The 20475-nt window shown below is 59.7% G+C and carries 23 protein-coding genes; 6 read left to right on the top strand and 17 right to left on the bottom strand.

Going from position 1 to position 20475, the window contains the following annotated elements; all coding sequences use genetic code 11:
* Nucleotides 1–119: 119 nt before the first annotated feature.
* The 9 genes from AC3WOY_RS19040 to AC3WOY_RS19000 form a co-directional block, all read right to left on the bottom strand.
* A complete protein-coding gene (locus tag AC3WOY_RS19040) occupies nucleotides 120–1145 on the bottom strand; it encodes an L-threonylcarbamoyladenylate synthase (RefSeq protein ID WP_492426578.1) in 1026 nt (341 codons plus the stop codon).
* 7 nt (nucleotides 1146–1152) lie between these two features.
* Nucleotides 1153–2346: a 5-(carboxyamino)imidazole ribonucleotide synthase gene (locus AC3WOY_RS19035; protein WP_492426576.1), complete on the bottom strand. Its 1194-nt coding sequence runs from the start codon at nucleotides 2344–2346 to the stop codon at nucleotides 1153–1155.
* Nucleotides 2343–2843 carry a 5-(carboxyamino)imidazole ribonucleotide mutase gene (purE, locus tag AC3WOY_RS19030; protein WP_492426574.1) on the bottom strand — a complete coding sequence of 167 codons (501 nt, stop codon included), beginning with the start codon at nucleotides 2841–2843 and terminating at the stop codon, nucleotides 2343–2345. The genes AC3WOY_RS19035 and purE overlap by 4 nt, the downstream gene beginning before the upstream one ends.
* A 1-nt stretch (nucleotide 2844) precedes the next feature.
* Nucleotides 2845–3741, bottom strand: a complete 897-nt coding sequence (locus tag AC3WOY_RS19025) for a phosphoribosylaminoimidazolesuccinocarboxamide synthase (protein ID WP_492426572.1) — start codon at nucleotides 3739–3741, stop codon at nucleotides 2845–2847.
* Nucleotides 3742–3812: 71 nt separating this feature from the next.
* Nucleotides 3813–4877 (bottom strand): class II fructose-bisphosphate aldolase, encoded by a 1065-nt coding sequence (fba, locus tag AC3WOY_RS19020; RefSeq protein WP_492426570.1) that lies wholly within the window; start codon nucleotides 4875–4877, stop codon nucleotides 3813–3815.
* A 23-nt stretch (nucleotides 4878–4900) separates the two neighbouring features.
* Entirely contained in the window at nucleotides 4901–6334 is a 1434-nt protein-coding gene (gene pyk / locus AC3WOY_RS19015; RefSeq protein WP_492426568.1) for a pyruvate kinase, read from the bottom strand.
* A 56-nt stretch (nucleotides 6335–6390) separates the two neighbouring features.
* Nucleotides 6391–7581 (bottom strand): phosphoglycerate kinase, encoded by a 1191-nt coding sequence (locus AC3WOY_RS19010; protein WP_492426566.1) that lies wholly within the window; start codon nucleotides 7579–7581, stop codon nucleotides 6391–6393.
* 93 nt (nucleotides 7582–7674) lie between these two features.
* Nucleotides 7675–7998, bottom strand: coding sequence for an AzlD domain-containing protein (locus tag AC3WOY_RS19005; RefSeq protein WP_492426564.1), 324 nt, complete (start codon nucleotides 7996–7998; stop codon nucleotides 7675–7677).
* The gene (locus AC3WOY_RS19000) at nucleotides 7995–8741 is read right to left on the bottom strand and encodes an AzlC family ABC transporter permease (protein ID WP_492426562.1); all 747 of its coding nucleotides are present in this window, start codon (nucleotides 8739–8741) and stop codon (nucleotides 7995–7997) included. Before AC3WOY_RS19000 ends, AC3WOY_RS19005 begins: the two co-directional genes overlap by 4 nt.
* A gap of 190 nt (nucleotides 8742–8931) precedes the next feature.
* Here AC3WOY_RS19000 and AC3WOY_RS18995 point away from each other — a divergent pair, with 190 nt between their 5' ends.
* The 5 genes from AC3WOY_RS18995 to AC3WOY_RS18975 all read left to right on the top strand — a co-directional run bounded on the left by AC3WOY_RS18995 (nucleotide 8932) and on the right by AC3WOY_RS18975 (nucleotide 12232).
* Complete coding sequence (locus AC3WOY_RS18995; RefSeq protein WP_492426560.1) at nucleotides 8932–9852, top strand: branched-chain amino acid transaminase; 921 nt, start codon at nucleotides 8932–8934, stop codon at nucleotides 9850–9852.
* Between the two features lie 17 nt (nucleotides 9853–9869).
* On the top strand, nucleotides 9870–10070 hold the full coding sequence (locus AC3WOY_RS18990; protein ID WP_492426558.1) for a zinc-finger domain-containing protein: 201 nt from the start codon (nucleotides 9870–9872) through the stop codon (nucleotides 10068–10070).
* Nucleotides 10071–10228: 158 nt separating this feature from the next.
* Nucleotides 10229–10660, top strand: coding sequence for a YybH family protein (locus AC3WOY_RS18985; protein ID WP_492426556.1), 432 nt, complete (start codon nucleotides 10229–10231; stop codon nucleotides 10658–10660).
* Nucleotides 10661–10666: 6 nt separating this feature from the next.
* A complete protein-coding gene (locus AC3WOY_RS18980; protein WP_492426554.1) occupies nucleotides 10667–11626 on the top strand; it encodes a YheT family hydrolase in 960 nt (319 codons plus the stop codon).
* Between the two features lie 3 nt (nucleotides 11627–11629).
* A complete protein-coding gene (locus AC3WOY_RS18975) occupies nucleotides 11630–12232 on the top strand; it encodes a DUF2946 family protein (protein ID WP_492426552.1) in 603 nt (200 codons plus the stop codon).
* A 4-nt stretch (nucleotides 12233–12236) separates the two neighbouring features.
* Here AC3WOY_RS18975 and AC3WOY_RS18970 read toward each other — a convergent pair whose 3' ends face one another.
* Nucleotides 12237–13724 carry a beta-barrel assembly-enhancing protease gene (locus AC3WOY_RS18970; RefSeq protein WP_492426550.1) on the bottom strand — a complete coding sequence of 496 codons (1488 nt, stop codon included), beginning with the start codon at nucleotides 13722–13724 and terminating at the stop codon, nucleotides 12237–12239.
* 110 nt (nucleotides 13725–13834) lie between these two features.
* On the opposite strand from AC3WOY_RS18970, the gene moaC reads away from it, so the two are divergent.
* On the top strand, nucleotides 13835–14344 hold the full coding sequence (gene moaC / locus AC3WOY_RS18965) for a cyclic pyranopterin monophosphate synthase MoaC (protein ID WP_492426548.1): 510 nt from the start codon (nucleotides 13835–13837) through the stop codon (nucleotides 14342–14344).
* A 218-nt stretch (nucleotides 14345–14562) separates the two neighbouring features.
* Here moaC and AC3WOY_RS18960 read toward each other — a convergent pair whose 3' ends face one another.
* The 7 genes from AC3WOY_RS18960 to AC3WOY_RS18930 all read right to left on the bottom strand — a co-directional run bounded on the left by AC3WOY_RS18960 (nucleotide 14563) and on the right by AC3WOY_RS18930 (nucleotide 20271).
* On the bottom strand, nucleotides 14563–15003 hold the full coding sequence (locus tag AC3WOY_RS18960; RefSeq protein WP_492426546.1) for a pilin: 441 nt from the start codon (nucleotides 15001–15003) through the stop codon (nucleotides 14563–14565).
* A gap of 225 nt (nucleotides 15004–15228) precedes the next feature.
* The gene (locus AC3WOY_RS18955; protein ID WP_492426544.1) at nucleotides 15229–15840 is read right to left on the bottom strand and encodes an FHA domain-containing protein; all 612 of its coding nucleotides are present in this window, start codon (nucleotides 15838–15840) and stop codon (nucleotides 15229–15231) included.
* 30 nt (nucleotides 15841–15870) lie between these two features.
* The gene (locus AC3WOY_RS18950; RefSeq protein ID WP_492426542.1) at nucleotides 15871–16695 is read right to left on the bottom strand and encodes a Stp1/IreP family PP2C-type Ser/Thr phosphatase; all 825 of its coding nucleotides are present in this window, start codon (nucleotides 16693–16695) and stop codon (nucleotides 15871–15873) included.
* A gap of 68 nt (nucleotides 16696–16763) precedes the next feature.
* Nucleotides 16764–17495: a TerC family protein gene (locus AC3WOY_RS18945; protein WP_492426540.1), complete on the bottom strand. Its 732-nt coding sequence runs from the start codon at nucleotides 17493–17495 to the stop codon at nucleotides 16764–16766.
* Nucleotides 17496–17579: 84 nt separating this feature from the next.
* A complete protein-coding gene (gene sucD, locus AC3WOY_RS18940) occupies nucleotides 17580–18461 on the bottom strand; it encodes a succinate--CoA ligase subunit alpha (RefSeq protein ID WP_492426538.1) in 882 nt (293 codons plus the stop codon).
* A gap of 17 nt (nucleotides 18462–18478) precedes the next feature.
* Nucleotides 18479–19642 (bottom strand): ADP-forming succinate--CoA ligase subunit beta, encoded by a 1164-nt coding sequence (gene sucC / locus AC3WOY_RS18935; RefSeq protein ID WP_492426536.1) that lies wholly within the window; start codon nucleotides 19640–19642, stop codon nucleotides 18479–18481.
* A gap of 47 nt (nucleotides 19643–19689) precedes the next feature.
* Nucleotides 19690–20271, bottom strand: a complete 582-nt coding sequence (locus AC3WOY_RS18930; RefSeq protein WP_492426534.1) for a DUF2889 domain-containing protein — start codon at nucleotides 20269–20271, stop codon at nucleotides 19690–19692.
* Between the last annotated feature and the right edge of the window lie 204 nt (nucleotides 20272–20475).

Raw genomic sequence — 20475 nt, 5'->3', positions numbered from 1 at the left:
GTTGTATTTGGGAAAGAAAAGCGAACGAGTGTGCCTTTCCGCGGCTAGTATGTCACCGATGCATGACCTTGCCTAGACGACCAGAATTGAATCCCGGCAGCAACTTTAGAGAGGATGCTCTAGCCCAAGAGGCGAGAAAGAATGCCTTGCGAATCGTGGGCTGCACGACGCAGGCGGTCATTGATGCCCTGCCATTCGTCTTCGGCTGGCAAGGACTCCACGAGAATGACGTCGGCTCCCGCAGCGTCCATTGCACGCAGAGCAGCGTACAGATCGTGCGCGTAGCCGACGGAGGACAAGGGCATCGCTGTCTGCGCCACTGCTGCCGCAGCAGGTTGTGTACGCCGAATAGCCGCAAACCGGCGTCCGGCGCTGGAAAGCCGTTCCATGGTGTCGGCAAGCTGCGCCGGCTGCACCAGGGCGACCGGCGTGCTCGGCGCATAATGCGCTTCCAGCGTTCCCGAAGCGCGAGGCGCAGCAGCATCCGGCATGCGGGGATGCGTTCCGATTACCTGCGCGATCTGTGTTGCGCTGATGTGCCCCGGACGAAGCAAGACCGGGCCATGCGTGGCCATGCGGCTCAGGTCGAGGATGGTGGACTCGATTCCCACCTCGCTCTGTCCGCCCTCAAGAATGCAGGCAAGGGGACTTTCCGAACCGGTACCGAACTCGTCGCGCACATGCTGTGCGGTGGTGGGACTGACATGGCCGAACTTGTTGGCGGAAGGCGCGGCAACGCCGCCCTTGCCCGACTTGAACTCACGCAGCAGCGCCTGTGCGACTGGATGCGAAGGACAGCGCAGCCCGACCGAGTCCTGTCCGCCCGACACTGCGTCGGGAATATGCGGTGCGCGCTTCAGGATGAGTGTCAACGGCCCCGGCCAGAAGGCATCGATCAGCTTGCGTGCCTCGGCGGGAATATCGACCGCCCAATAGCCGACATCGGCCTCGGGCGCGAGATGGACGATGACTGGATGATTGGCGGGACGTCCCTTCGCCGCATAGATTTTCGCCACTGCCTCGGGATTTTCGGCATCTGCGCCAAGACCGTAGACGGTTTCAGTGGGAAGAGCGACGAGTTCGCCCTCTTCCAGCTTACGTGCTGCCGCTCGAATCGCGGGCATGTCCAGAGTCTGTTCCGACATGTCCTGCTCAGCAAGGAATGCCCAGGATGCCGCAGGCCGCGCGCAGGTTTTGCTGCGCCAGTTCCAGTGTCGGATCGACGAAGGTCACATGTCCCATCTTCCGTCCGCGGCGTGGATCGTCCTTGCCGTAGAGATGCAGGTTCGCTCCGGGCAGGGCGAGAATCTTGTCCCATGCCGGTTCGCGCGGCGTGTCGCTGTCGCCTTCAAACCAGACGTCACCGAGGATATTGAGCATGACTGCCGGAGAATGCTGGCGCACGTCACCCAAAGGCAGATGCGCCATGGCGCGTGCCTGTTGCGCAAACTGGCTGGTGACGCAGGCATCGATCGTGTAGTGGCCGCTGTTATGCGGGCGCGGCGCCATTTCGTTGACGACGAGCGAACCGTCCTGCAGCACGAAGAATTCGATGCACAGCACGCCGACATAGCCGAGCTGGGCAATGATGGACAATGCTGCTGCCTGCGCCTTGGCGGCAGTTTCCTGACAGACATTGGGGCCGGGAACCGTGGTGGTGAAAAGGATGCCGTCGCGATGCACGTTCTCCGCGATCGGATACACCACCGATTCCCCGTCCGCGCCGCGCGCGGTCAGCACGGAAACCTCGTAGGCCAGCGGCAGCATCTTCTCCAGCACGCAAGCGACGCCGCCCATGCCGGCGAAGGCATTGCGCACGCCCTCTTTCGATTTCACGCGCACCTGCCCCTTGCCGTCGTAACCCATGCGCACCGTTTTCAGGATGCCGGGGAAAAGCGTCTCGGGAATGGCGTCGATATCGCCGTTGTTGAGGATGGCCTTGTACGGTGCGGGCAGCACACCGGAGCTTGGCGCGCATCCGGTAAAGAAGCGTTTTTCCTCGATGCGGTCCTGCGCCACGGAGACGCAGGCTGCGCCCGGCGCGACAAAGGTACGCTCGGCAAGGAATGCCAGGCTCTGCGCCGGTACATTTTCGAACTCGGTCGTCACGGCCGAACACTGCAAGGCGAGTTCCGCGAGCGCGGCCTCGTCATCGTATTTCGCGCAGATCAGGTGATCGGACGCGTGGCCCGCCGGGCAGTCTCGTGCAGGTTCGAGCACCGCAACCTTGAAGCCCATCATCTGCGCGGCGTGCACGAACATGCGGCCGAGCTGGCCGCCGCCCATCACGCCCAGCCAGGTCGGCGGCGTTGCGGAGGGTACAAAGGCTTGGAACTTGTCACTCATGCCGGAAGCGTCATTGCAAAGGCTGCCTGCGTCTGCTTGGCGCGGAATTCCTGCAGCCGGGCGGCCAGTTTGTCATCGGTCGTGGCGAGAATGGCGATCGCGGTCAGTGCAGCATTGGCTGCCCCCGCCTCGCCGATAGCGAAAGTCGAGACCGGAATGCCTTTCGGCATCTGCACGATCGACAGCAGCGAGTCCTCGCCGCGCAGGTACTTGGACGGAACAGGCACGCCAAGCACCGGCACGATGGTCTTTGCCGCGACCATGCCCGGCAGATGCGCGGCGCCGCCAGCGCCGGCGATGATCGCGCGCAAGCCGCGTTCACGCGCCGTCTCCGCGTATTCGAACATCTGGTCCGGCATGCGATGCGCAGACACCACTTTCGCTTCGTACGGAATGCCGAAATCCTTCAGCATCGCAACGGCATGCTGCATCACGTCCCAGTCGGACGAGGAACCCATGATGACGCCGACGATCGGCTTCTCGGTTTGTGCGCTCATGTCAGTCCTTCAGCTTTTCGCCGGTCAGGCGCTCGAGCGCCTCGCGGTATTTCGCGCCGGTCTTTTCGATCACGTCGGCGGGCAATGCCGGTGCCGGCGGGGTCTTCTTCCAGTCCTTCAGCGTTTCCAGGTAATCGCGCACGAACTGCTTGTCGAAGGACGGCGGCGACATGTCGGGCGCATACGAATCCGCCGGCCAGAAGCGGGAAGAATCGGCCGTCAGCACTTCGTCCATCAGATGCATCGTGCCGTTTTCGTCGAGGCCGAATTCAAACTTGGTGTCGGCGATGATGATGCCGCGCGTCGCTGCATAGTCGGCAGCGGCCTGGTACAGCCTGATGCTGACGTCGCGCATCTTCGCGGCCAGTTCCTTGCCGATGCGGTTTTCCATTTCGGCAAAGCTGATGTTCTCGTCGTGCTCGCCCAGGTCGGCCTTGGCTGCCGGCGTGAAGATCGGCGTCGCCAGCTTGTCCGCCTGGCGCAGGCCCTTCGGCAATTCGATGCCGCAGATCGACCCGTTCGCCTGGTAATCCTTCCAGCCCGAACCGATGATGTAGCCGCGCACCACAGCCTCGACCAGGATCGGCTTGAGACGCTTGGCAACCACTGCACGCCCCCGAACCTGTTCAACCTCGTCCGCAGCGACCACCGATTCCGGAGCAACGCCGGTCAGGTGGTTCGGAACGATGTCGCCCAGCTTCGTGAACCAGAAATCGGACATCTGGTTCAGCACCTTGCCCTTGCCGGGGATCGGTTCATTCATCACGACGTCGAACGCGGACAGGCGGTCGGTAGTCACGATGAGGATCTTGTCGTCGCCGACGGCGTAGTTGTCGCGCACTTTGCCGCGGCCGAGCAGCGGAAGGGACTTGATGGTGGACTGGTAGAGGCTGTTCATGGGGGTTTCCAAAAAAGCTAAACCGGCGGGTGCCGAACACGCCGCCGGTTGTTTGTTTCCGAAGCTGAATTTTACTGCACGATCTGGGCGAGTTCGCCTTTCTTGTACTTTTCTGCAATCTTCTCGAGGGTCAGCGGCTTGATCTTGCCGGCCTGGCCTTCGCAACCGAATGCGAGGAAGCGTGCCTTGCAGATCAGCTTGGCGGCTTCGCGCGCCGGCTTCAGGTATTCGCGCGGGTCGAACTTGGTCGGATTCTCGACGAAGAAGCGGCGGATCGCTGCGGTCATCGCCAGGCGGATGTCGGTGTCGATGTTGATCTTGCGGACGCCGTGCTTGATGCCTTCCTGGATTTCCTCGACCGGCACGCCGTAGGTTTCCTTCATGTCGCCGCCGAATTCGCGGATCTCGGCCAGCAGTTCCTGCGGCACGGAGGAGGAGCCGTGCATCACCAGGTGGGTGTTGGGGATGCGGGCGTGGATTTCCTTGATGCGCTGGATGGCGAGGATGTCGCCGGTGGGCTTGCGGGAGAACTTGTAGGCGCCGTGGGAGGTGCCGATGGCGATGGCCAGCGCGTCGCACTGGGTCTGCTTGACGAAGTCGGCAGCCTGGTTGACGTCGGTCAGCAGCTGTTCGCGGGTCATGGTGCCTTCCGCGCCGTGGCCGTCTTCCTTGTCGCCCTTCATGGTTTCGAGCGAACCGAGCACACCCAGTTCGGCTTCGACGGTGACGCCGATCGAGTGCGAGAACTCGACGACCTTGCGCGACACTTCGACGTTGTATTCGTAGCTGGCGACGGACTTGCCGTCTTCCATCAGCGAGCCGTCCATCATGACGGAGGTGAAACCGGACTTGATCGCGGCCATGCACACTGCCGGCGACTGGCCGTGGTCCTGGTGCATGACGACCGGAATGTGCGGATAGGCTTCGACGGCGGCTTCGATCAGGTGGCGCAGGAAGGCTTCGCCGGCGTACTTGCGCGCGCCTGCGGAGGCTTGCATGATGACCGGCGAATTCACTTCGTCGGCGGCCTGCATGATCGCGGTGACCTGTTCCAGGTTGTTGACGTTGAACGCCGGCAGGCCGTAACCGTTTTCAGCAGCATGGTCGAGCAGTTGACGCATGGATACGAGAGGCATGGTAATTCTCCAAAACAATAAAATTAGTATTCGCCGATCTTCATGATCTTCAGGGCGTTCGTGCCGCCAACCTGGCCCATCGGTTCGCCCCAGGTGACGACAATCATGTCACCTTTCTGCACCACTCCTTTGGCGAGGAGCAAATCCTGCGCCTCTTTCAGCACAGCTTCACGATCGCTGGAATGCGCCAGCTCAAAGGTCGTGACGTTCCGGTACAGCGCCGCCTTGCGTTGGGTGCCAAGGACGGGAGTGAGCGCAAAGATCGGAATGTCGATGTTGTGACGGCTCATCCACAGTGCCGTGGAACCCGACTCGGTCAGGGCCGCGATGGCTTTCACACGCAGGTGATACGCGGTGAACAGTGCGCCGTAGGCAATCGACTGATCGATGCGGGTGAACGTGGCGTTGAGGAAGTCGGCATCCAGCTTGATGACGTCGGACTTTTCAGCTTCGAGACAGATTGCTGCCATCGTCTCGACTGTCTCGACCGGATATTTGCCGGAAGCGGTTTCAGCGGACGTCATCACCGCATCGGTGCCGTCCAGCACCGCATTCGCGACGTCGCTCACTTCTGCACGCGTCGGCACCGCATTGACAATCATCGACTCCATCATCTGCGTGGCCGTGATCGCCAGCTTGTTGGAGGCGCGCGCCATCTTGATCATGCGCTTCTGCAACGCAGGCACGGCAGCATTGCCCACTTCGACGGCGAGGTCGCCGCGCGCCACCATGATGCCGTCGGAAGCGTCGAGGATTTCCTGCAATGCTGGAATGGCTTCCGCACGCTCGATCTTGGCGATCATCTGCGGCTTGTGGCGTTTCGCCTCGCCCGCGATGTTCGCCAGCTGGCGCGCCATGATCATATCGGTCGCGCTCTTCGGGAAGGAGACGGCGACATAATCTGCCTGGAAGCTCATCGCGGTCTTGATGTCTTCCATGTCCTTGGCCGTCAGTGCGGGCGCGGACAGGCCGCCGCCAAGGCGATTGATGCCCTTGTTGTTCGACAGTTCGCCCCCGATCTTGACGGTCGTGTGAATGGCGCTGCCGACCACCTTGTCGACGACCAGGACGATCAGGCCGTCGTTGAGCAACAAGACATCCTGCGGCTTGATATCGCGCGGCAGTTCCTTGTAATCGAGGCCGACCTGCGCCTGGTTGCCCAGCTCGCAATCGGCATCGAGCACGAACTTGCTGCCGTTTTCGAGGAAGATCTTGCCGTTCTCGAACTTGCCGATCCGGATTTTCGGTCCCTGCAGATCGGCCATGATGGCGACTTCGCGCCCGCATTCCGCTGCCGCCTTGCGCACCAGTTCCGCGCGGTCGATGTGGTCCTGCGCCTTGCCGTGGGAAAAATTCAACCGCACCACGTTGACACCGGCCTTGATCATCCGGGTCAGGGTGTCCGGATCGCTCGATGCGGGGCCGATGGTGGCAACGATTTTTGTGGCTCTGATCATATGAAAACCTTTGCAGTCTGCGGACGGTTTGCGGCGTCATTTTGCGCCGCCCGGTATTACTTCGCGCGCTGCAACAGAATGTCGACTGCGGGCAGGGTCTTGCCTTCGAGGAATTCCAGGAACGCGCCGCCGCCGGTTGAAATATAGCCAACCTTGTCGGAAATGTTGTACTTCGCGATCGCTGCGAGGGTGTCGCCACCACCTGCAATCGAGAAGGCCTTGGAATTCGCGATCGCCATGGCCAGCGTCTTCGTGCCTTCGCCGAACTGGTCGAACTCGAACACGCCGACCGGGCCGTTCCAGACGACCGTGCCCGCCTGGGCGATTTGCTGCGCCAGCTGGGCAGCGGTCTTCGGGCCGATGTCGAGGATCATGTCGTCGTCTGCTACGTCCTTCACATCCTTGACGGTCGCAGCGGCAGTCGCAGAAAACTCCTTCGCGCAGACGACGTCCACCGGGATGGGCACGGATGCGCCGCGTTTGGCCATCATATCGATGATGGCTTTCGCCTCGCTGACGAGGTCGGCTTCCGCCAGCGACTTGCCGATCTTGAGGCCGGCAGCGAGCATGAAGGTATTGGCGATGCCCCCGCCGACGATCAGGTTGTCGACCTTGTCGGCCAGCGTCTTCAGGATGGTCAGCTTGGTCGAGACCTTGGAGCCGGCAACGATGGCCGCCAACGGGCGCGCCGGCTGGCCGAGCGCCTTGCCGAGCGCATCGAGTTCAGCCGCCAGCAGCGGGCCGGCGCAGGCGACCGGGGCAAACTTTGCGATGCCATGCGTGGTCGCTTCCGCTCGGTGCGCAGTGCCGAACGCATCGTTCACATACACGTCGCACAGCTTCGCCATCTTCTGCGCGAGTTCGTCACTGTTCTTCTTCTCGCCCTTGTTGACGCGGCAATTTTCGAGCAGGACCACCTGGCCCGGAGCGACTTCGACGCCATCGACCCAGTTCTGCTTCAGTTCCACCGGCTTGCCGAGCAGCTCGGACAGGCGCTTGGCGATCGGTGCCAGCGAATCTTCCGGCTTGAATTCGCCTTCCGTCGGACGGCCGAGGTGCGAGGTCACCATGACGGCAGCACCCGCCTCCAGCGCCTGCTGGATGGCCGGCACGGAGGCGCGGATACGGGTGTCTTCGGTGATGTTGCCTGCGTCGTCCTGCGGAACATTGAGATCGGCACGGATGAATACGCGTTTGCCCTGGAGTTGGTTGCGTGCGATGAGGTCGCTCAGACGGTTGAATTGCATGGCTGCAGACGGGAATGAGGAATTGAAAAAGTGGAAAGATTGGGAAAGCCGCTATTTTACCGCACCGCACTCCGCCAAAAAACCGTTTTTGGCCTACAACATGACTCGCAGCAAACTATACAGAGCCATGCCGACAATGATGGTGCCGAGAAGGTGGCGCGTGGTCAGGAAAAACGCGGCGGCGCCGATCCCGGCAAGCAGCTTGGGATTGGCCCAGGTAAGTTGCAGCGCACCATTTGCCATGACGAGGTCGGGTGCAACGATCGCCGCCAAGGCGGCTGCCGGCGCATAGCGCAGTGCATGCTGCACTTTTGGCGGCAATTTGACCGCATGTCCCAGCAAGAAGAACGAACTTCTCGTCACAATCGTCGCGACGGTCAACAGGATGATTGTCAACCAGGTATCAATGGCGCTCATGCCTTTTCCTTCTTGTCCAGGTAAGTATCGGCCACCATCGCCGCAATCATGCCGACGATCACGGCAAGCAGCAGCCCGAGCCGGTATGGAAGGGAGGCCGCTGCAACCGCCACAACGCTGGCAACGATGACGCCGACCAGCGCAGCTGAATTGACGGTGAGGGGGATCGTAATTGCCAGCAAGGCAAGCGTGCCGGCGAAGCCGATGCCCCAGCTCTCCGGAATCTGGCTGGCGAGCAGGATGCCGATGACCGAGCCGCCCTGCCATGCCATCCAGTTGGAATAGCAGATGCCATTGAAGAAGCCGACCTTCCCTTCATGCTGGCTCACCGTCTCGGCAGGAAAACGGCGCGGGAACAGGGCCATGGTGATATCGGCGTTGAAATAGCCGTGCCAGAGGCGCTTGTACCAGGGCAGATGCGCGAAATGCGGTGCGATGGCGGCGGCGAAAATGACGAAACGCAGATTGACGACCAGCGCCGTGAGGAAGACCACCCAGACAGGCGCATTCGCCGCGATCAACGGCAGCGACGCAAGCTGCGCGGAACCGGCGAACACCAGGAAGGTCATCCCCAACGCCTGCCAGAGGGTCAGCCCGGTTTTCACCATGGCCATCCCGGTCACCATGCCCCAGGCGCCGATGCCCAGCATGGTCGGTGCGCAGGCCTTCATGCCCTCGCGATAGGCGCGCTTTTCGAGATCGACCGAGGTCTCGGGCGCTGTGCTTGCTTGTGTATTGCTCATAGTTCCGGAAACGGGAACCGTGCAGTGCTCGTGGCACTGTCGTGTTCAATTGATAACAGCCGCGCGTATGGTGGCGCGCCGGTTGTCGTGACAGCGGCAGGAATGCCGATGTCACATTCTACAGATGAATTTTCACCCTCGTTGGAGTGCGCTAAAATCGACGTTTTGCAACGATTTTGGAGAGCACGATATGTCCATGGCCGACCGCGACGGAAAGATCTGGAAAGATGGCGAACTGATTGACTGGCGCGACGCGACCGTCCATGTGCTGACCCATACCCTCCACTACGGCATGGGCGTGTTCGAAGGGGTGCGCGCCTACAAGACGGACAAGGGCACCGCGATCTTCCGCCTGAAGGAACACACGCAGCGCCTGTTCAATTCGGCCAAGATTTTCCAGATGAAGATCCCGTTCGACCTGGAGACGCTGATGGAAGCGCAGCGCACCGTGGTCCGCGAGAACAAGCTGGAATCCTGCTACCTGCGTCCGCTGGTCTGGATCGGCTCCGAGAAGCTGGGCATCTCCGCCAAGGGCAATACCATCCACGTCGCCGTCGCCGCGTGGCCGTGGGGCGCCTACCTGGGTGAAGACGGCCTCGCCAAGGGCATCCGCGTCAAGACCTCGTCCTTTACGCGCCATCATGTGAATGTCTCGCTCGTGCGCGCTAAGGCATGCGGCTATTACATCAACTCCATCCTGGCCAACCAGGAAGCACTGGCGGACGGCTATGACGAGGCGCTGCTGCTCGACACCGAAGGCTATGTGTCCGAAGGCTCCGGCGAGAACGTCTTCGTCATCAAGAACGGCAAGATCTATACGCCCGACCTCGCCTCCTGCCTGGACGGCATCACCCGCGACGCGGTGCTGACAATGGCGCGCGACCTCGGCATCCCGGTCATTGAAAAGCGCATCACGCGCGATGAAGTCTACTGCTGCGACGAAGCCTTCTTCACCGGCACGGCGGCAGAGATCACGCCGATCCGCGAACTCGACAACCGCCAGATCGGCGAAGGCAAGCGCGGCCCGATCACCGAAAAACTGCAGACGCTGTTCTTCGACGTGGTCGCCGGCAAGGCGCCGCAGTACCAGCACTGGCTCACCCTGGTTTAATCACTCTGGAAAACGTCATGACCCAATCCACGCAAGTCACGAGTTACGTCGAACTCGACGGCAAGGACCTGCCGGCATACTGCCCCAATCCGCAGATGCCGATCTGGTCTTCGCACCCGCGCGTCTTCATCCCCGTCGACCATCACGGCGAAGGCATGTGCCCGTACTGTGGCACGGTGTACAAGCTCAAGCCGGGAACGGTCGTCAAGGGTCACTAAGCCCCGGCACGGTTCCAGGCGACGGCCCGGTTTCAGCAATGAACCGGGCCGTCGGCTTTTCGGGGATGGACATTGTTCTATACTGTCTTGTCCAGTTACGCCGACGATAATACGCAGCGCAGGACAATGTTCTGCATGGAAAGGAGCGCCGGCATACCATGCCCAAATTAAACAGGATTTTCGAAACACCCGAAGAAACGGAAGCCGCGTTCTACGAGGCAATCAGCAACGCCGATGTCGAGGCGGTCATGTCGCTCTGGGCCGATGAAGAGGACGTCGTCTGCATCCATCCCGGCGCACCGCGCCTCATCGGACATGCATCGATCCGCGCATCCTGGGAACAGATTTTCGAACAGGGCGGCGTGCAGATCCGCCCGGTACAGTTGCACGTCACGCAAAACATGATGACTTCAGTACACAACATCATCGAGGAAGTGCATCGCACGGCATCGCGGCAACCGGACATCCACATCCTCGCAACGAATGTCTTCATGAAAACGCCGCGCGGCTGGCGCATTGCCACCCACCATGCCTCGGTTGTGCCCGGCGAAGCGCCGGCGGCCACCTCGGTCACGGCACTCCTGCATTAATGCGACATGAAATACGCTGCTCCCCCCTGGTTGCCCGGCGGGCACCTTCAGACGATTTTTCCGGCGAAGTGCATCGTCAAGCCAAAGGTGAACTATCGGCGTGAGCGCTGGCGAGCGCCCGACGACGACTTTGTCGACATCGATTTCGTGGATGGCCAGCCCGGCCGTCCGTTCATCGTCATGTTCCACGGGCTGGAGGGATCTTCCGACAGCCACTATGCGCGCGCGCTGATGGCGTACGCCGCCTCGCTCGGCTGGTCGGGAGCGGTACCGCACTTTCGCGGATGCTCGGGCGAACTCAATCACGCGCCACGCTTCTACCACTCCGGTGATGCACAGGAAGTCGACTGGATCGTGCGCCGGCTAACGGCGGACTGGAGGAAACGCGAGCCGTCCGCAAAATTCTATGCATCGGGCGTATCGCTGGGTGGAAATGCCCTGCTCCGCTGGCTGGGAGAATCACAACACCAGGCGAAAATCGTCGATGCGGCCTGCGCCGTCTCTGCGCCGCTTGACCTGGCCGGCGGTGGCGCCGCACTGTCGCGTGGATTCAACATGGTGTACACGCGCTCGTTCCTGCAGACGCTCAAGCCGAAATGCCTGCGCAAGCTCGATCAGTTCCCCGGCCTGTTCGACCGCGACCGCATGCTCGGTGCACGCGACCTGTACGAGTTCGACAACGTCATCACTGCGCCCTTGCATGGCTACCGCGACACGGACGATTACTGGCATCGCGCCAGCGCCAAGCACGTGCTGCCGGATATTGCCGTGCCGACCCTGGTACTGAACGCGAAAAACGATCCCTTCCTGCCCGCGCACCACCTGCCGACAATCGCCTCGCGCCATGTCACGCTGGATTATCCGGAGCACGGCGGCCACGTCGGATTTGCCATCGGCGGACTCCCCGGCCGCATCGATTGGCTGCCGAGGCGTATCATTGGTTTTCTTGAAGGCGCAACAGGTTAAACCATGGATGAAATCGTCAAACAGGCAATGGCAAAGTGGCCGAACGTGCCGCACTGTTACGGCTGGCTGGCGCTCGACGCGCGCGGAAACTGGCGCATGCGCGACGAACGCGCCCAGGCGCTGAAACTCGCTGGCGACCGTATCGGCAATCCTGCGCTGCTCGGCTTCATCAACCGCAATTACCTCTGTGATGCGCAGGGCCGCTGGTACTTCCAGAACGGTCCGCAACGGGTCTACGTCCATCTCGAGGCAACGCCATTCATCGCGCGTACCGATCCCGCGCACGGTTTTATCCTGCATACCGGCGATGCCGTGGCCTCGATCGAGGCGGCGTGGATCACGGAAAGCGGGCTGCTGCTCCTGCAGAACGGCGAGCGGATTGCTCAAGTGGATGACCGGGACATGGCGCAGTGCCTGATGCGACTGTACATCAACGGCGCGCCCGCAGGCGATGACCGCCTTCTAGCCTGGCTGGAGGAACCGTCGGATGATGCGGCGGTGACGCTTGAATTTGCAGGTAAACATCACGCTGTGGCACGCATCGGACAGGACGACATCTCGCAAAAGTTTGGCTTCACGCGACATCCTCAGCCGGATACGGCCTGATCCGTCAACGTTCCCGCTGCCCTTCCTTCAGCTCTTCCATCCAGCGCGCCTTGAATTCACGCTCCCGCGCGTCGATCATCGCCTGGTCGTAGAACGAGGCATCGGGCGCACGGCGCGCGATGCCGAGTTGTTCGATGGCTGTCGGAACGCTGCCCTGCAGCGCGTACGACTCCGCCAATGCCAGGTGCTGGAGCGCCTGCTTGCCTTGCGCGGCGTATGCCTTCGCCAGCTGCTCGTACAGCTTGGGTTCCTGCCTGTATAGCTGGGCCTGGTCCCGCAAATAAGCCACTGCCTCATCCAGTCGCCCGGAAGCAATCATCGCTTCGGCGTACTGACGCGCAATGCCGCGCGAAAGCGGGAATTTCTGGCGTGCGGCATCGGCCTCCTTCAGGGCTTCCGCTGCCTGGTTCCCGGCAAGCTTGATATCGATCGAAAGGCTGGTGAGCACGGCGCTTTGCACCGGCGCTGTCGGCCCCTGCGCCGCAGCGATCGCTTCCTGCAGCAATGATTGCGCCCGTGCATAGCCCCCCTGCCGGAGCGCGGCAAACGCCTTGCCGTAGAGCGCCGACACGATCTGCAGTCGTGTCTTCTGCTGCGACTGCGTATCAAAGGCCACGGTCGCATCGCGCAATCCCTGCGCAGACGTATCCTGCAGCACGCGCAGGCGTGCGCGAACGAGATGGAAGTCAAGGCTGTCGGCACGCTGGCGGTAACGCTGGTCGCGGGTCCGCGCCTGGATATCGGCGATACGCTCCGTCGTCAGCGGGTGGGAACGCAGGTAAGCCGGCGCCGCATCGGTATAACCGCGGGTCGCAGTCTGCATCCGGCCGAAGAAGGCAATCATGCCGCTCGTATCGAAGCCTGCTTCGCGCAGGATTTGCAACCCGATGCGATCCGCCTCGCGCTCTGCGTCGCGGCTAAAATTCAGTTGCCGCTGCAAGGCCATGCCCTGCCCGCCCATGAGCAGCGCCGCCGAGGTATCCGGGCTGCCGCGCGCGGCCAGCGCAGCAAGAACCGCCGCCGCAAGCGGAATCAGCGAATCCTGCCGCTGCTGTCCGATCATGCGCGCAATGTGCCGCTGCGCGACGTGGCCGATTTCATGCGCGAGTACTGATGCGAGTTCCGATTCATTCTGTGCCGCGAGCATAAGCGCCGAATGCACACCGATGAACCCGCCTGGCAACGCAAAGGCATTCAGCATCGGATCGCGAACAGCGAAGAAAAAGTAATCGTAGCTGGTCTCGCCGCGCGCCTCCGGCCTGACTGCAAGCAGGCTGTTGCCGAAATTGTTCAGGTACTCGGTGGTGGGAGCGTCGTCCAGATAGTCCCGGTCGCGCCGAATGTCGCGCATGATCTGCTCGCCCAGCTTGCGTTCGACGAGGGGGGAAAGCTCGGCGCGTTCGGTGTCGCCGAGGTTGGGGAGGGTTTGGGCAATTGCTGGTGCCGGAAGTACCCCGCTGGCCACAATCAGTAGCGGGACGACCGCAGCCACACTAGCGAGGCGGCTTATAGGTTTTGATAACGAGAGGGAAAATTTGGATTTCACGGTGCTATGATACTCGCACCCATTGATCAATCAAGAATCATCCTTTTTCATTTCCCATGAGCAGTCAACACGACAACAGGACATCGTCGACCGAAAACCACGGACTGACGCATTTCGATGCTGATGGTCAAGCCCACATGGTCGATGTTGGCGCAAAATCCGAGACACACCGAATTGCAGTAGCAAGTGGCAAGATCTGCATGAAGCCGGAAACACTTGCGATCATCCAGTCTGGAACTGCAAAGAAGGGCGACGTGATCGGTATTGCACGTGTCGCGGCCATCATGGGGGCCAAACGAACCAGTGACTTGATTCCACTGTGTCACCCACTTGCCATCACCCGCGTTGCTGTCGATTTTGCAATAAACACTGCGGAGTCAAGCATTAGATGCACTGCGCAGGTTGAAACATTCGGAAAAACCGGCGTGGAAATGGAAGCACTGACGGCCGTTCAGATTGGCCTGCTTACAATTTACGATATGTGCAAGGCAGTAGATCGAGGGATGGTGATGACAGATATTCGAGTACGAGAGAAACGCGGCGGAAAATCGGACTGGGCGGTCTAATATTGCCGTAGATCGTCGAGAACTTTGAAACATCGCCAAATCGATAACAATTCACAGCCAGGCGGCGCTAGTCCCACTTTTCATTGCCATGGTTAACGCTTCGTAACGCATTTGCTATCGAGACTACGTGCGTTATCTCTGATTTTTGCATCAGTAAATTTGCGCGCAAAAAGTAAAACACCCCACGAATGGGGTGTTTTAATCTTAAATCCTACGTATTAGGTGCGGCATTCTGCAGGAACATACTTGGCATCTGCAGCAGGCGAGGTGCACGTCCACTTTACTGTGCCATCAGCATTTACTGTCGGCGTAAAGGTGAGGACAACACCTTTAGCTTTTGCAGTACCGGTAACCGCAATTACACCGGTAGCATCAGTACATGTGCTGGATGCAGTATTGTCCGTCGCTGTTGCAAGGTTGGTAACGCCTTTGCACATACCAGCTGCAATAGCGCCAGAATTGTTCGCGATATTTTCAGTAACAGTGGCTTTCATGGATGAACCCAGAATAGCCAATTCAGACACGCGTCCACGAACCGTATAGTCTTGGTACGCTGGCAACGCCACTGCGGCGAGAATACCGATAATCGCCACGACGATCATCAATTCAATCAGGGTAAAGCCAGCTTGTGCACGTTGCACGATCTTCATGGATTTCATTTGTTTCTCCCTCTGGAAATTGGCAGCCCACCTGCCATGACTTTCCATGTTGCAATCAGCGTGCCAAGATGAAATCTGACAAAATCTGTCTCTTTTAACCTCTTATATAGACAAAGAAGCAGATTCTATTGACCAATATTGTCAGGTTGTAGCGTATTAAGGCCAATTCTGGAAATGCAGCGACAAAATTTGTCACTTACCTTAATTGTCATACGATAGAGCAAACTATCCCAGCAAGAATTGCACATGGTCTCCTGCGAGCTCGATTACGTCTTTGTCGTTCAGCTTTTGAGGAGTTACCCCGATCGGCACACCGTTCAAGGAAGGACAGGTATTTCCCTCGATATGTGCAAGGTAGTAGCCATCCGGACGCAGCAGGATGACGGCTGCATGCACGTCTTGCCGGCCGATAGTCGTTATCGTCTTTGACAGTACATTTTCACTGCCGGCCCTGCTCCCATTCAACACTCGCACCTTGGCTGCCAGCGCATGGTCAGCGGCAAAGGTATGCAAAGGAGCTGTCCGTGCGGAATCTGCAGGCACAATGGCAGGATCGGCATGATAATGCATCCGATACTGCGCCAGCTCGATGCAGTCTTCGTCCTGCAAATAATGTTTTCTCACTGGCTGGCCGTTCACCTTGGTGCCGTTCGTACTGTTTAGATCCTCAAGGTACGAGTCGTGATTCAACGTCACAATCACCGCATGCTCACCGCTGATTGCAATATCATCAAGAACAATATCGTTATGCGGCCTGCGTCCGATCGTCATCCGTTCCTTTGCGAGCGTGACATCCCGCAGGAACTTGCCTCCTAACGAGAGCGTGATTTTCGCCATTGCACTCCTCGAATCCGTTCCCTCTGCATTTCAGCTTACCCAGTTGAGGATGCGCTCCAACAAGCCGGTTGTCCCGGCACCTGGGACCAGCACCTTCACAAGAATGACCGAGATGTTATCGAAGCCGCCGTTATCGTTTGCCTGTTTGACCAGTGTTCGGCAAGCCACCTCGAGCGCACCCTGCGCTTTCTCCAATATTCGGGAAATTTCATCATCGGACAACATGTCCGAAAGCCCGTCTGAACAGAGCAGATAGAGGTCACCTGCATGGAGCGGATGGTCGTGAATCTCCACCTCCATGTCCGTACCTACGCCTACAGCACGGGTCACGAGATTCTTGACTTGAGAAAAGCGCGCCATGGCAGCATCGATCAGTCCGGCATCGATCTGCTCCTGAAGCAAGGAATGATCGCGTGTCAGACGGCTCAATTCACCATGGCGATAGCGATATGCCCTTGAATCGCCAACGTGAGCAATCGTCACCTTGTCACTGTGGAAGACGGCCGTGACAATTGTCGTTCCCATCCCATGATATTGGGGCTCAGCCCCCGCTGCATCCAGAACGGCGAGGTTGGCCTTTTGAATGGCCTCAACAACACCTTGATGAAGTGGGCGACCTGACGAGAGCGGCTCCTTCTCGCTGTCCGTCGAAAGCGCCAGAGTTTGTTCAAGCGCATCCTTGGTAACCGTTGCAGCAATACTGCTCGCCACCTCGCCGGCATTGTAACCGCCCATGCCGTCGGCCAGCACGGCAAAACCATGGGACGTACTGATGAAGATCGCATCCTCATTTTGCGAACGCACCAGCCCAGGATCGGTCATCCCGGAGAATTCTAGTCCGACGTTATTTGCCATGAAGGCAATTATACGTGGAGCAGCAGGATAAAGACGGATGCGAATGAAGGGAGTTATGCAGCATGACGCTATCGGGCATTGGTGTGTTTGCGCCGCTTCATCAATGCCTTGCCGATAAATACTACCGCCACGGCTGAGACCGTTGCGACTATGTTGAAGTGCACGGCGGTTCCCGGGATGGTCAGATCGAGCATTGGCAAATATGCGCCTAGCCATGGACCCAAAGCGGTGTCGGAGACAGCCATGCTTCCAGCGATATAGCCAAGCAGCGCTGCGCCAAGAGTCACGATGAACGGAAACCGCTCCATGAGCTTCAGCACGATGGTGCTGCCCCAGATGATGATCGGAATGCTGACCAGAATACCGAACACCACGAGGAGCATGCGATGCTCGCCCCCGGCATGCTCCGCCGCGCCGGCGACGGCAATCACGTTGTCGACGCTCATGACCAGATCCGCGACGATGATGGTCTTGACTGCCGATAAGAGCCTGTCGCTTGCCGGAATCTCGCCATGTCCGTCTTCATCGTCCAGCATGAGCTTGATGCCGATCCAGAACAGCAGTGCTCCGCCGACCAGCTTCAAGTAAGGCACCTGGAGCAGCGTGACAGCGAACGCAATCAGGGCAACACGGATGGCAATGGCGCCGAAGGTGCCGAGCAGGATGCCGCGCTTTCGAAGTTTCGGCGGGAGGTTTCTGCACGCAAGTGCAATGACGATCGCATTGTCCCCGCCGAGCAGGATGTCGATCAGGATGATCTGACCGACGGCGACCCAGTTGATGCTCAGCAGGAGATCCATATTGGTTGCTCGATAGGCTGAAAATGATACGGGGAGCCGAAGCTCCCCGTATCTTACGCCTGCATTACTTCAGCAACACTTGATTTACAGCATCGCTTTCAGCAGACGCGCCATTTCGGACGGGTTCTTGGTGACCTTGATGCCGCAGGCTTCCATGATTTCCAGCTTGGCTTGTGCCGTGTCGGCACCGCCGGAAATCAGCGCGCCGGCGTGGCCCATGCGCTTGCCCGGAGGAGCGGTGACACCAGCGATGAAGCCGACGACCGGCTTCTTCATGTTGTCCTTGATCCAGTAAGCGGCGTTCGCTTCGTCCGGACCGCCGATTTCGCCGATCATGATGACAGCGTCGGTGTCGGGATCGTCGTTGAATGCCTTCATCACGTCGATGTGCTTCAGGCCGTTGATCGGGTCGCCGCCGATACCGACTGCGGAAGACTGGCCGAGGCCGAGCGCGGTCAGCTGCGCAACGGCTTCATAGGTCAGCGTGCCGGAACGCGACACGACGCCGATGCGGCCCTTGCGGTGGATGTGGCCCGGCATGATGCCGATCTTGATTTCGTCCGGCGTGATCAGGCCCGGGCAGTTCGGTCCGAGCAGCAGGGTCTTGCTGCCGGCCTTCTTCATCTTGTCCTTCACTTCCAGCATGTCACGGACGGGAATGCCTTCGGTGATGCAGATGGCCAGGTCGAGTTCGGCTTCCACGGCTTCCCAGATCGCAGCAGCTGCGCCTGCGGGCGGCACGTAGATGACGGACACGGTCGCGCCGGTCTGTTCCTTGGCTTCCTTGACGTTGGCGAAAATCGGAATGCCTTCGAAGTCTTCGCCGGCCTTCTTCGGGTTCACGCCTGCGACGAAGCAGTTCTTGCCGTTGGCGTAATCGCGGCAACCGCGCGTGTGGAACTGGCCGGTCTTGCCGGTGATGCCTTGCGTGATGACTTTGGTGTCTTTATTGATCAGAATCGACATTTGTATTCCCTTAGCGATTATTTACCGGCTGCAGCGACGACCTTCTGCGCTGCTTCTTCCATCGTGTCAGCCGCGATGATCGGCAGGCCGGATTCGGCCAGCATCTTCTTGCCGAGGTCTTCGTTGGTGCCCTTCATGCGCACGACCAGCGGCACGGACAGCGACACTGCCTTGGAAGCGGCGATCACGCCTTCAGCAATCACATCGCAACGCATGATGCCGCCGAAGATGTTGACCAGAATGGCCTTGAGGCCAGGGTTCTTCAGCATGAGCTTGAAGGCTTCGGTCACTTTCTCGGTGGTGGCACCGCCGCCAACGTCGAGGAAGTTGGCCGGTTCGCCGCCGAACAGCTTGATGGTGTCCATGGTGGCCATTGCCAGGCCGGCGCCGTTCACCAGGCAGCCGATGTTGCCGTCGAGGGAGATGTAGGCGAGATCAAACTTGGATGCTTCGATTTCTGCCGGATCTTCTTCGTCCAGGTCGCGCATCGCGACGATTTCCGGATGACGGAACAGGGCGTTGGAGTCGAAGTTGAACTTGGCGTCCAGTGCGATGACCTTGCCGTCGCCGGTCAGGATCAGCGGGTTGATTTCGGCCAGGGAAGCGTCGGTTTCCCAGTAAGCCTTGTACAGGCCTTGCAGTTGCTTGCGTGCGTCGGCGATGGAGCCGGCCGGCACGCCGATCTTGGCAGCGATCGAGTCCGCATCGGAGTCGGTCAGGCCGGTTGCCGGGTCGATTTCAACCTTGTGGATCAGTTCGGGATGCTTTTCAGCGACTTCTTCGATGTCCATGCCGCCTTCGCTGGATGCCATCAGCACCACGCGCTGGCTCAGGCGGTCGGTGACCATCGAGACATACAGTTCCTTCTTGATGTCGGCGCCTTCTTCGATCAGCAGGCGGTTGACCTTCTGGCCTTCCGGACTGGTCTGGTGCGTGACCAGTTGCATGCCCATGATGGCGTGCGAGTATTCCTTGACCTGGTCGAGCGACTTGGCAACCTTCACACCGCCACCCTTGCCTCGACCACCGGCGTGGATCTGAGCCTTGACGACCCAGACCGGGCCTCCAAGAGTCTCGGCCGCCTTGACCGCTTCATCAACGGAAAAGCACGGGATACCGCGCGGAACCGTCACTCCGAACTTGCGGAGGATTTCTTTGCCCTGATACTCATGGATTTTCATGCGAGCTTCCCTTCAGACGCTTATTAAACAAAACAAACTGGTTGAAATTAACTGGATTCGGATGTTGCCAACGGCGTGACCGCCCAGCGCGGATAAAACTTCGCGACCGCTTCCCCGTCGGAGCGCAAGGCGTGGCAGCGGTCGAGTTGAAAAGGCTTGTGGCTTTGCTCGTCTGTGCTCGCGCCATCGCGCGTGTCCAGCACTTCGCCGGCAAATGCCTGGATGGTCGCGGTCGGAAGGACGGCGGCCAGTTCGGTAATGTGGGTGCAGCCGTTGATACCGGAAAGACGCTGCCTGACGCCATCGCGGAATCCCTTGAGAAGATTCAGGCCGACCAGCTTCTTGTAATCGGGGCCGATGGTATCGCAGTGATTCGGGTAGGGAACAGCGTCGGAAACTGCTTCTGCATCGACGATATTCAGCGCAGTGTCTACGGTAATGCGGAGCCAGAGATCGTGAACCGGTTGACCTGCAGGCCTGATGCCTGATGCGAGGCTGGTATCACGGGTCTTTATATCTGTTATACGCGCGTCAATGTCCCACAAGCCGTCGTCGCGTGCGAACGCTTCGATCTGGATTGCGCGCGTGTGCTTTAACGCACGGCGTGTTGACGGCGGAGATAAGGGCATAACGACCAATGCCAGTGAAGCGGCCAAAAAAGAGATGCCGCATTTGCGTGTCGTTGTCGCAGTTTCTACGACAACAGCCGCTCATGCGGCGCTGCAAAAAACCTGGAAAGTTTAGCACAGGCACAAACCTAAAACCATGATGACGTTTTTGCCACTGGAAGGCGGAAACCCGCTCCGGCATTCGCACGGTCGTGCGTGTGCACG

This window comes from Noviherbaspirillum sp. FW303-A3 (genome assembly GCF_058788695.1).
This window is presented reverse-complemented; position numbering and strand designations above follow the sequence as displayed.

Coding starts and splice junctions, on each gene's coding strand:
- AC3WOY_RS19040 (WP_492426578.1), bottom strand. CDS start 1,145: ATGTCGGAACAGACTCTGGACATGCCCGCGATTCGAGCGGCAGCACGT.
- AC3WOY_RS19035 (WP_492426576.1), bottom strand. CDS start 2,346: ATGAGTGACAAGTTCCAAGCCTTTGTACCCTCCGCAACGCCGCCGACC.
- purE (WP_492426574.1), bottom strand. CDS start 2,843: ATGAGCGCACAAACCGAGAAGCCGATCGTCGGCGTCATCATGGGTTCC.
- AC3WOY_RS19025 (WP_492426572.1), bottom strand. CDS start 3,741: ATGAACAGCCTCTACCAGTCCACCATCAAGTCCCTTCCGCTGCTCGGC.
- fba (WP_492426570.1), bottom strand. CDS start 4,877: ATGCCTCTCGTATCCATGCGTCAACTGCTCGACCATGCTGCTGAAAAC.
- pyk (WP_492426568.1), bottom strand. CDS start 6,334: ATGATCAGAGCCACAAAAATCGTTGCCACCATCGGCCCCGCATCGAGC.
- AC3WOY_RS19010 (WP_492426566.1), bottom strand. CDS start 7,581: ATGCAATTCAACCGTCTGAGCGACCTCATCGCACGCAACCAACTCCAG.
- AC3WOY_RS19005 (WP_492426564.1), bottom strand. CDS start 7,998: ATGAGCGCCATTGATACCTGGTTGACAATCATCCTGTTGACCGTCGCG.
- AC3WOY_RS19000 (WP_492426562.1), bottom strand. CDS start 8,741: ATGAGCAATACACAAGCAAGCACAGCGCCCGAGACCTCGGTCGATCTC.
- AC3WOY_RS18995 (WP_492426560.1), top strand. CDS start 8,932: ATGTCCATGGCCGACCGCGACGGAAAGATCTGGAAAGATGGCGAACTG.
- AC3WOY_RS18990 (WP_492426558.1), top strand. CDS start 9,870: ATGACCCAATCCACGCAAGTCACGAGTTACGTCGAACTCGACGGCAAG.
- AC3WOY_RS18985 (WP_492426556.1), top strand. CDS start 10,229: ATGCCCAAATTAAACAGGATTTTCGAAACACCCGAAGAAACGGAAGCC.
- AC3WOY_RS18980 (WP_492426554.1), top strand. CDS start 10,667: ATGAAATACGCTGCTCCCCCCTGGTTGCCCGGCGGGCACCTTCAGACG.
- AC3WOY_RS18975 (WP_492426552.1), top strand. CDS start 11,630: ATGGATGAAATCGTCAAACAGGCAATGGCAAAGTGGCCGAACGTGCCG.
- moaC (WP_492426548.1), top strand. CDS start 13,835: ATGAGCAGTCAACACGACAACAGGACATCGTCGACCGAAAACCACGGA.
- AC3WOY_RS18960 (WP_492426546.1), bottom strand. CDS start 15,003: ATGAAATCCATGAAGATCGTGCAACGTGCACAAGCTGGCTTTACCCTG.
- AC3WOY_RS18955 (WP_492426544.1), bottom strand. CDS start 15,840: ATGGCGAAAATCACGCTCTCGTTAGGAGGCAAGTTCCTGCGGGATGTC.
- AC3WOY_RS18950 (WP_492426542.1), bottom strand. CDS start 16,695: ATGGCAAATAACGTCGGACTAGAATTCTCCGGGATGACCGATCCTGGG.
- AC3WOY_RS18945 (WP_492426540.1), bottom strand. CDS start 17,495: ATGGATCTCCTGCTGAGCATCAACTGGGTCGCCGTCGGTCAGATCATC.
- sucD (WP_492426538.1), bottom strand. CDS start 18,461: ATGTCGATTCTGATCAATAAAGACACCAAAGTCATCACGCAAGGCATC.
- sucC (WP_492426536.1), bottom strand. CDS start 19,642: ATGAAAATCCATGAGTATCAGGGCAAAGAAATCCTCCGCAAGTTCGGA.
- AC3WOY_RS18930 (WP_492426534.1), bottom strand. CDS start 20,271: ATGCCCTTATCTCCGCCGTCAACACGCCGTGCGTTAAAGCACACGCGC.